The sequence below is a fragment of the Rhizobacter sp. P1_G5 genome, from assembly GCF_056405435.1.
In genome coordinates this window covers 1-3,855 of record NZ_JBFUCB010000579.1, presented here as the reverse complement: position 1 = coordinate 3,855, position 3,855 = coordinate 1, and the positions used below count along the sequence as shown (strand labels likewise).

At 68.1% G+C, this 3,855-nt stretch carries 5 protein-coding genes; 2 read left to right on the top strand and 3 right to left on the bottom strand.

The window, feature by feature from the left end; genetic code table 11:
- The coding region (gene hemA / locus AC1D12_RS27315) for a glutamyl-tRNA reductase (RefSeq protein ID WP_477844174.1) at positions 1 to 932 on the bottom strand (932 nt) is incomplete at its 3' end.
- A gap of 130 nt (positions 933 to 1,062) precedes the next feature.
- Here hemA and AC1D12_RS27310 point away from each other — a divergent pair.
- Positions 1,063 to 1,344, top strand: coding sequence for a hypothetical protein (locus AC1D12_RS27310; protein WP_047500164.1), 282 nt, complete (start codon positions 1,063 to 1,065; stop codon positions 1,342 to 1,344).
- Here the strand turns inward: AC1D12_RS27310 and miaB are convergent.
- Both miaB and AC1D12_RS27300 read right to left on the bottom strand, forming a co-directional pair.
- A complete protein-coding gene (gene miaB, locus AC1D12_RS27305) occupies positions 1,341 to 2,696 on the bottom strand; it encodes a tRNA (N6-isopentenyl adenosine(37)-C2)-methylthiotransferase MiaB (protein ID WP_047500166.1) in 1,356 nt (451 codons plus the stop codon). The genes AC1D12_RS27310 and miaB overlap by 4 nt on opposite strands.
- Before the next feature lie 10 nt (positions 2,697 to 2,706).
- Positions 2,707 to 3,096, bottom strand: a complete 390-nt coding sequence (locus tag AC1D12_RS27300; protein ID WP_477844171.1) for a hypothetical protein — start codon at positions 3,094 to 3,096, stop codon at positions 2,707 to 2,709.
- A 62-nt stretch (positions 3,097 to 3,158) separates the two neighbouring features.
- On the opposite strand from AC1D12_RS27300, the gene AC1D12_RS27295 reads away from it, so the two are divergent.
- The coding region (locus tag AC1D12_RS27295) for a trypsin-like peptidase domain-containing protein (protein WP_477844169.1) at positions 3,159 to 3,855 on the top strand (697 nt) is incomplete at its 3' end.

Here is a 3,855-nt window from a genome sequence, read left to right as displayed (position 1 = left end):
GTCTGCACCAGCGCCGACAGGTCGTCGACGGTGTAGAGGTAGACGTCGTTCAGCCGCGAGACCTCGGGTTCGATGTCGCGCGGCACGGCCAGGTCGACCATGAACATCGGGCGGTGCTTGCGCGCCTTCAGCGCACGCTCGACGGCGCCCAGGCCGATGATCGGCAGCGAACTGGCGGTGCACGAGATGACGGCGTCGAACTCGCCGAGCCGGGCCGGCAGGTCGGACAGGCGGATCGCCTCGGCGCCGAAGCGGCTGGCCAGCTTCTCGCCGCGATCGAGCGTGCGGTTGGCCACCGCCATCGCGCGCGGCGCGCGGGCCGCGAAGTGCGTGGCGACCAGCTCGATCATCTCGCCGGCGCCGACGAACAGCACCTTGGTGTCGCGCAGGTCCTCGAACAGCTGCGAGGCCAGGCGCACCGCGGCGGCGGCCATGCTGATCGAGTGCGAGCCGATCTCGGTGGAGGTGCGCACGTCTTTCGCGACCGCGAACGAGCGCTGGAACATCTGGTGCAGCGTGGTGCCCAGCGTGCCGGCGGTGCTGGCCTCGCGCACCGCCTGCTTCATCTGGCCGAGGATCTGCGGCTCGCCCAGCACCATCGAATCGAGGCCGCTCGCGACGCGGAAGGCATGGCGCGCCGCGGCGCCGCCCTCCAGCACGTAGGCATGGTCCATGAAGTGGTTGCTCGCCACGCCACCCACGCCCGCCAGCCAGTCGATCGCCGGGCGCACCAGCGCCGGCTCGGCCGCGCAGTACAGCTCGGTGCGGTTGCAGGTGGACAGGATCGCCGCCTCGGGGCTGCCGCTCGGGCGCGCCACCCGCTCGCGGAAACCCTGCAGCGTCGGCGCCAGCTGCTCGAGAGTGAACGCAAAACGGCCCCGCAAATCCAGCGGAGCCGTCGTGTGGTTCAGACCGAGGGCGAAGACACTCATGGGCAGATTATAAAATTTGCAACGCCGTCGGGCGTTTGCCGATTCTCAAGACCGTCATAGACGCTGACGATTCGTCACAATAACGCGGTTTGTCGGCAACTTCCGGGCCAGCTTTCGCGAGAACCAGTCGATGGGACCTTTGGACGCACTGTGGCACCTGCTGAACTTCCTCGGACCCGCTTTCGGCGTCACCGCGCTGGCGTCGGCACTGACCAAGCTGCTGTGGCGGCGTGAACTGGCGAACGTCCGCTGGGCGCGGCTGTGGCTGTGGTCGGCGGGCGTGGCCAGCGTGGTGACCATCGTCGGCCTGGCCTGGCTGGGCCGGGACGGCAAGATGGCCACCTATGGCGCGATGGTTGTCGGCTGCGCGCTCACCCTCTGGTGGGCCGGTTTCGGACCCGGCCGGCGCTAGACGACCGCCACTTCGTCCCGCGTCACCACCTCGCCCCGCAGCGAATGCGGGTAGGCCAGCGTGATGTTCACGTCGATCATCTGCCCGACCAGCCGTGCCGGGCCGGCGAAGTTGACGATGCGGTTGCACTCGGTGCGGCCCATCAGCTCGTCCGCATCCTTGCGCGACGGGCCTTCGACCAGGATGCGCTGCACCGTGCCGACGCGCGACTGCCCGATGCGCCGCTGGTTGTCCTCGATCACCGCCTGCAGGTGCTGCAGCCTGGCGAGCTTGGTCTCATGCGGCGTGTCGTCGGCGAGCGCCGCGGCCGGCGTGCCGGGGCGCGGGCTGTAGATGAAGCTGAAGCTCGAATCGAAGCCGACGTCGTCGATCAGCTTCATCATCCTCGTGAAGTCGTCCTCGGTCTCGCCGGGGAAGCCGACGATGAAGTCGCTCGACAGGCTGATGTCCGGCCGCACCGCGCGCAGCTTGCGGATCGTGCTCTTGTACTCGAGCACCGTGTAGCCGCGCTTCATCGCCATCAGGATGCGGTCGCTGCCGTGCTGCACCGGCAGGTGCAGGTGGTTCACGAGCTGCGGCACGCGGCCGTACACCTCGACCAGCCGGTTCGTGAACTCGTTCGGGTGGCTGGTGGTGTAGCGGATGCGCTGGATGCCGGGGATCGCGGCGACGTACTCGATCAGCAGTGCGAAATCGGCGATCTCGCTGGTATCGCCCATCGCGCCGCGGTAGGCGTTGACGTTCTGGCCCAGCAGCGTCACTTCCTTCACGCCCTGGTCGGCCAGGCCTGCCACCTCGACCAGCACGTCGTCGAACGGCCGCGAGACCTCTTCGCCGCGGGTGTACGGCACCACGCAGTAGCTGCAGTATTTCGAGCAGCCTTCCATGATCGAGACGAAGGCCGTCGCGCCCTCGACGCGCGCCGGCGGCAGGTGGTCGAACTTCTCGATCTCGGGGAAGCTGATGTCGACCTGCGGGCGCTGCTGCCGCTGGCGCTGCTTCAGCAGCTCGGGCAGGCGGTGCAGCGTCTGCGGGCCGAACACCACGTCGACGTACGGCGCGCGTTCGATGATGGCCGCGCCTTCCTGGCTCGCGACGCAGCCGCCGACGCCGATCATCACGCCCTTGGCCTTCAGGTGCTTGACCCGGCCGAGGTCGCTGAACACCTTCTCCTGCGCCTTCTCGCGCACCGAGCAGGTGTTGAACAGGATCAGGTCGGCCTGCTCCGGATCCTGGGTGGGTTCGTAGCCTTCGGCCGCGTGCATGACGTCGGACATCTTGTCCGAGTCGTACTCGTTCATCTGGCAGCCGAAGGTCTTGATATAGACCTTCTTGGTGCGTTCTTCTTCCATCACGACCTCGTCACGGCTTGGTCCAGACCTGGGCCGCTGCATCGAAGCTCCAGGTCTGCGTCTGCTCGACCGTGGTCGGCCACGGCACGACCTTGATCTCGTCGTCGCGCAGGATCCACACGTCCTTGATCAGCCCGGTGAACTCGGTGGTGTAGTGCACGACCAGCTTGCTGCCGACCAGCGGGCCGGTCAGCACCAGCAGGTTGTTCTGGCCGCGGATGCGCACCCCCGGGGCGAGCTGTGCCGGCTTGCCGTTCAGCGTGACCTGCGGCGGGTTGTCGAAGGCGATCACGCCGCGCAACGCGTTCTGCGGGAACGGGCGTTGCGCCTGGGCGGCGGCGGGCAGGGTGGCGCAGGCGAAGGCGAGGGCTGCGGTTGCAGCGATCACACAGCGGTACATGGTGTTGATCCAGTGGCTGTCGGTCAGACGGAACGGGGATTCTAGGCCCCACACTCGGGGTCATGATCGAACCGCTGCTGCTGACCTCCGCCCGCGTCTCCACTTTCGACGGCACCCTCCCGCTGACCGGTGCGAGCGGCTTCTTCTTCGAGCGCGACGGGCGGCTCTTCCTCGTCACCAGCCGCCACGTGCTGATCGATGGGCCAAGCAAGCACTACCCGAGCCGCATCGAGATCGAGCTGCACACCGACGCCGTCAACCTGACCCGCTCGATCGGGCTGTCGATGCTGCTGTACCGCGACGGCAAGAGCGTGTGGCGCCAGGGGCGCGATGCCGGCGGCGAGATCGACGTCGCGGTGCTCGAGATCGAGCGCGCGGCGCTGCCGGTGGGCGTGGCGATGGTGCCGTTCACGCCCGACCACCTGCAGCATTCGCTCGACGAGGTGGAGGTCGGCAGCTCGCTGCTGGTGGTCGGCTTCCCGCTCGGTTTCCACGACGTGGTGCACCACCTGCCGGTGGTGCGGCAGGCGGCGATCGCGTCCTCGTTCGGCGTGCGCTTCCAGGGCCAGGGCTATTTCCTGACCGATGCGCGCACGCACCGCGGCACCAGCGGCGCACCGGTCGTGATGCGCCATCCGCACGGCGGCGCGCTGCCGTGGAAGCTGCTCGGGATCCACTCGTCGCGCATGGACATGGGCGGGCGCGACCTCGAACACGATGAATCGCTGGGCCTGAACTGCGCCTGGTACGCCGACATCC

Coding starts and splice junctions, on each gene's coding strand:
- AC1D12_RS27310 (WP_047500164.1), top strand. CDS start 1,063: ATGGGACCTTTGGACGCACTGTGGCACCTGCTGAACTTCCTCGGACCC.
- miaB (WP_047500166.1), bottom strand. CDS start 2,696: ATGGAAGAAGAACGCACCAAGAAGGTCTATATCAAGACCTTCGGCTGC.
- AC1D12_RS27300 (WP_477844171.1), bottom strand. CDS start 3,096: ATGTACCGCTGTGTGATCGCTGCAACCGCAGCCCTCGCCTTCGCCTGC.